Below are 4,013 nucleotides of genomic sequence, written 5' to 3'. Positions count from 1 at the left end.
GCGCCGCTGAACACGCCGCCGGCCCCGCCCGGCCCCGTGGCCCCGCCGTCCGCGCCGAACCCGTACGGCCAGCAGGCCCCGTTCGGTCAGGTCCCCGGGCAGGGCGGCGCCCCGCTGCCCCCCGGCTACGGCCAGCAGCCGCACACGCCGTCCGCGCCTCCCGGCTACGGCCAGCCCCCGGCCGCGCCCTCTCCGTACGGCGCGCCCCAGGGCGTACCGCAGGGCGTGCCGCAGCAGGCCGCCGCGCCCGGCGTCGCCGCGGCGCTGGAGAAGTTCCGCGAGGCCCCGACGGGGCAGCGCTGGACGCTCCAGAACAAGAAGCTGGTCCGTGTCGACCTCGGCGCCACGGGCGACCAGCCCGTGCTCGCCCGGCAGGGCAGCATGGTGCTCTACCAGGGCAAGGTCGAGTTCAGCTACAAGGGCGCCGGGTTCGCCGGCCGCATCGTGGGCAACGCCACCGGCCAGGAGATGCAGCTGATGCGCTGCACCGGCCGCGGCCAGGTGTTCCTCGCCGAGGACGCCACCCACCTGCACCCGATCGAGCTCCAGGGCGACGCGATCTGCGTCTCCGCGGAGAACGTGCTCGCGTTCGACGAGAGCCTGCAGTACGAGGTGCGGCGCATCGAGGGACACGGCATCCCCGGCGGTGCCCTGTTCGTCATGCAGTTCCAGGGCACCGGCACCGTCGTCGTCAAGACGCACGGCACGCCCGTCGTGCTGCCTGTGACGCCCACGACCTTCGCCGACTGCAATGCGGTCGTGGCCTGGTCCGCGGCCGCGCAGGCGATCATCTCCAGCCAGGTCAGGATGCGGCGCAACGCCTACCCCGGACACAGCGGGGAGAGCGTCAACCTGCAGTTCCGGGGAGCCCCCGGCAACTTCATCGTCGTCCAGCCGTACGAGGTCTGAGGGAGTCCGTCATGAACCAGCCACTCGCGGGCTACGCCCCGACCCCGGTAGCCGCCCGCATGGAGAACCACGGCGCGAACATGCTGAAGGTCGCCATGCAGACCGGCAACGACCTTCTCGCGCGCGTGGGCTCGATGGTCGCCTACGAAGGCTTCGTCCAGTACGAGCCGAACCCGCCCGCCGTCCGCCAGATCGCCCGTGACTGGATCACCGGCGAGGGCGCCCCGCTCATGCGGTGCCACGGTGACGGACTGCTCTACCTGGCCGACTACGGCGCGGACGTCGTCGTCATCAACCTCGGCGGCGACTCCATCTCCGTCAACGGCACCAACCTGCTCGCCTTCGACGCCGGCCTCCAGTGGGGCGTCGAGCGCGTGAAGGGCCTCGCCAAGTTCGCCGGCCAGGGCCTGTGGAACATCAAGCTCAGCGGCCAGGGGTATGTCGCCCTGACCTCGCGCGGCACCCCCATCGTCGTCGACTGCGGCCGCGGCGAGGACGAGACGTACGTGGACCCGGACGCGCTCATCGCCTGGTCGCCGAACCTGAAGGTGAAGGGCAAGCGCAGCTTCCGCGCGGGCTCGCTCATCGGGCGCGGCAGCGGCGAGGCGTACCAGATGGGCTTCTCCGGCGAGGGCATCGTCGTCGTCCAGCCCAGCGAGGACAGCACCGACCGCCTCCGAGTCCGGGGCTGAGGGGGAACGAGACACCATGCAGAGTCCGCTTTTCGCATACAGCGACCAGCAGAGCCAGGAGCGCTACACGGTGCAGAACCCGCAGATGCTGCGGGTCGCCCTGGAGGGCCACGACGACATCCTCGCGCGCAAGGGCGCGATGGTCGCCTACCAGGGGCTCATGGAGTTCGACGGCGAGGTCCAGACCTCCGGGCAGCGCCGTGCCCGCTCGCACACCGGCGAGGGCCTCGACCTGATGCGCTGCCACGGGCAGGGCACCGTCTACCTGGCGAACCTCGCCCAGTACATCCACGTCGTGGACGTGGACCAGGACGGCCTCACCGTCGACAGCAGCTATGTGCTGGCGATGGACTCCTCGCTGCACCATGAGGTGGTCGCCGTCGACAGCCAGTTCGGCATCTCGGGCTCGGGCAAGTACCAGCTCAACATCACCGGCCGCGGCAAGGTCGCTCTGATGACCTCCGGGCAGCCGCTCATGCTCCAGGTCACGCCCGACCGGTACGTCAACGCCGACGCGGACGCCATCGTCGCCTGGTCCAACGGGCTGCGCGTCCAGATGCAGGCGCAGACGCACTCCTCCGGCGTGTGGCGGCGTCGCGGCAACACCGGCGAGGGCTGGGAGCTCAGCTTCATGGGCACCGGCTACGCGCTGGTCCAGCCCAGCGAGCTGCTGCCGCCGCAGAACGCGGCCGTCGGCCAGGGCCTCGCCGCCCAGTACGGCATGGGCCAGCAGGGCGCCCGGGGCCAGAACCAGGGCAACGCCTGGAGCTGACGCTCGGGCGGCCCGGCCGGCGCTCCGGTCGGGCCGCGGGGTCAGCTGATCGGCCAGACAGGTATGCGTAAGGGGCGCCCACCACGGTGGGCGCCCCTTACGCATACCTGGTCGCGCCTGCTCCTCAGAGCCGCGCCCGCGTCGCCTCCACCAGGCGCACCACCGACGCGTCGGCCACCGACGCGACCTCGTCGTACGGGAACCAGCGCAGGTCCAGCGACTCGTCGCTGATCGCCTCCGTGGCGTCCGCGGGGGCGAGCGCCGCGTACTGCACGTCCAGATGCTGGGTGCACGGCCCCGGGATCGCGTGCCGGTCGAGCCGGACCGGGCCGCCCGGCAGCAGGGTCAGTCCCGGGATGCCGGACTCCTCGGTCGCCTCACGCAGCGCCGCGGCCGTGAGCGTCGCGTCCCCGGGCTCGCAGTGGCCGCCCATCTGGAGCCACATCTGCAGCTTCCGGTGCAGCGTGAGCAGCACTCGGCCGCGGTCCCGGTCGATCACCAGGGCGCTGGCCGTCAGATGCCCGGCCGTGCACGGCTTCCACATTCCGGCGTCGCCGTGCTCGGCGAGATGGTCGAGATAGGCCTGGCGCAGCTCGGGCTGTCCCTCGTAGCCCTTGAGCACGAGGACGGCGTCGTCGTACAGACTCACTTGGCGGTGTCGTCCCCGTCCTGGCCGCGGCCCTCGTCGTCGCCCTCGCTCCGGTCGGAGCCGGTGTCGCCGGTGGAGCCGGTGGAGCCGGTGTCGCCCTTGGTCAGGTCGTGCCTGCCGCCGGACGCGGCCTCGCCGAGCATCTTGTCGAGCTCGGAGAAGTCCAGGTGCTCGCGGTGCACGAAGCCGTCCGGGTCGTCCAGGTCGGAGGCCGTCGGCAGCATGTCCGGGTGGGCCCACAGGCCGTCCCGGCCGTCCACCCCGCGCGCGTCCGTGAGCGAGGCCCACAGGCGCGAGGCGTCCCGCAGCCGGCGCGGGCGCAGCTCGAGACCGATCAGCGTCGCGAAGGTCTGCTCGGCGGGCCCACCGGTGGCCCGGCGGCGGCGCAGCGTCTCGCGCAGCGCGTCGGCGGACGACAGACGCGGCTTCGCCGCCGCGTGGACGACCGCGTCGACCCAGCCCTCGACGAGCGCCAGGGCGGTCTCCAGACGGGCCAGCGCCGCCTTCTGCTCCGGCGTGTCCTCCGGCTGGAACATGCCCTGCTGGAGCGCCTCCTGCATCTGCTCCGGATTCTGCGGGTCGAACTGACCGACCACGTCCTCCAGCTTCGACGTGTCGACCTTGATGCCGCGCGCGTACCCGTCGACCGCGCCGAACAGGTGCGAGCGCAGCCACGGCACGTGCGAGAAGAGCCGCTGGTGGGCGGCCTCGCGCAGCGCCAGGTAGAGGCGCACCTCCTCCATGGGGACGCTGAGGTCCTTGCCGAAGGACTCGATGTTCAGCGGGAGGAGCGCCGCCTTTCCGGCCGGGCCGAGCGGCAGACCGATGTCGGTGGACCCGACGACCTCGCCCGCGAGCGTGCCGAGGGCCTGGCCGATCTGGGAGCCGAACATGGCGCCGCCCATGGAGCGCATCATGCCGATCAGCGGGCCGGCCATGGCCTGCATCTCCTCGGGCAGCACATCGCCCATGGCCATGCCGACGCGCTCGA

General features: G+C 72.2%; 5 protein-coding genes. 3 read left to right on the top strand and 2 right to left on the bottom strand.

Going from position 1 to position 4,013, the window contains the following annotated elements; genetic code table 11:
* The 3 genes from GTW43_RS13600 to GTW43_RS13590 form a co-directional block, all read left to right on the top strand.
* On the top strand, positions 1–909 hold a 909-nt coding region (locus GTW43_RS13600), incomplete at its 5' end, for an AIM24 family protein (RefSeq protein WP_161301930.1).
* 11 nt (positions 910–920) lie between these two features.
* Positions 921–1,601 (top strand): AIM24 family protein, encoded by a 681-nt coding sequence (locus tag GTW43_RS13595; protein ID WP_161301929.1) that lies wholly within the window; start codon positions 921–923, stop codon positions 1,599–1,601.
* Between the two features lie 16 nt (positions 1,602–1,617).
* Positions 1,618–2,373 carry an AIM24 family protein gene (locus GTW43_RS13590; protein WP_161301928.1) on the top strand — a complete coding sequence of 252 codons (756 nt, stop codon included), beginning with the start codon at positions 1,618–1,620 and terminating at the stop codon, positions 2,371–2,373.
* A 124-nt stretch (positions 2,374–2,497) separates the two neighbouring features.
* Here the strand turns inward: GTW43_RS13590 and GTW43_RS13585 are convergent, their stop codons facing one another.
* Complete coding sequence (locus GTW43_RS13585; RefSeq protein ID WP_161301927.1) at positions 2,498–3,022, bottom strand: NUDIX hydrolase; 525 nt, start codon at positions 3,020–3,022, stop codon at positions 2,498–2,500.
* A partial coding sequence (locus GTW43_RS13580; protein WP_161301926.1) for a zinc-dependent metalloprotease occupies positions 3,019–4,013 on the bottom strand: 995 nt, incomplete at its 5' end. The genes GTW43_RS13580 and GTW43_RS13585, both read right to left, overlap by 4 nt.

It is taken from the genome of Streptomyces sp. SID5785 (genome assembly GCF_009870065.1).
Classification (GTDB): Bacteria; Actinomycetota; Actinomycetes; order Streptomycetales; family Streptomycetaceae; genus Streptomyces.
This window is presented reverse-complemented; position numbering and strand designations above follow the sequence as displayed.

Coding starts and splice junctions, on each gene's coding strand:
- GTW43_RS13595 (WP_161301929.1), top strand. CDS start 921: ATGAACCAGCCACTCGCGGGCTACGCCCCGACCCCGGTAGCCGCCCGC.
- GTW43_RS13590 (WP_161301928.1), top strand. CDS start 1,618: ATGCAGAGTCCGCTTTTCGCATACAGCGACCAGCAGAGCCAGGAGCGC.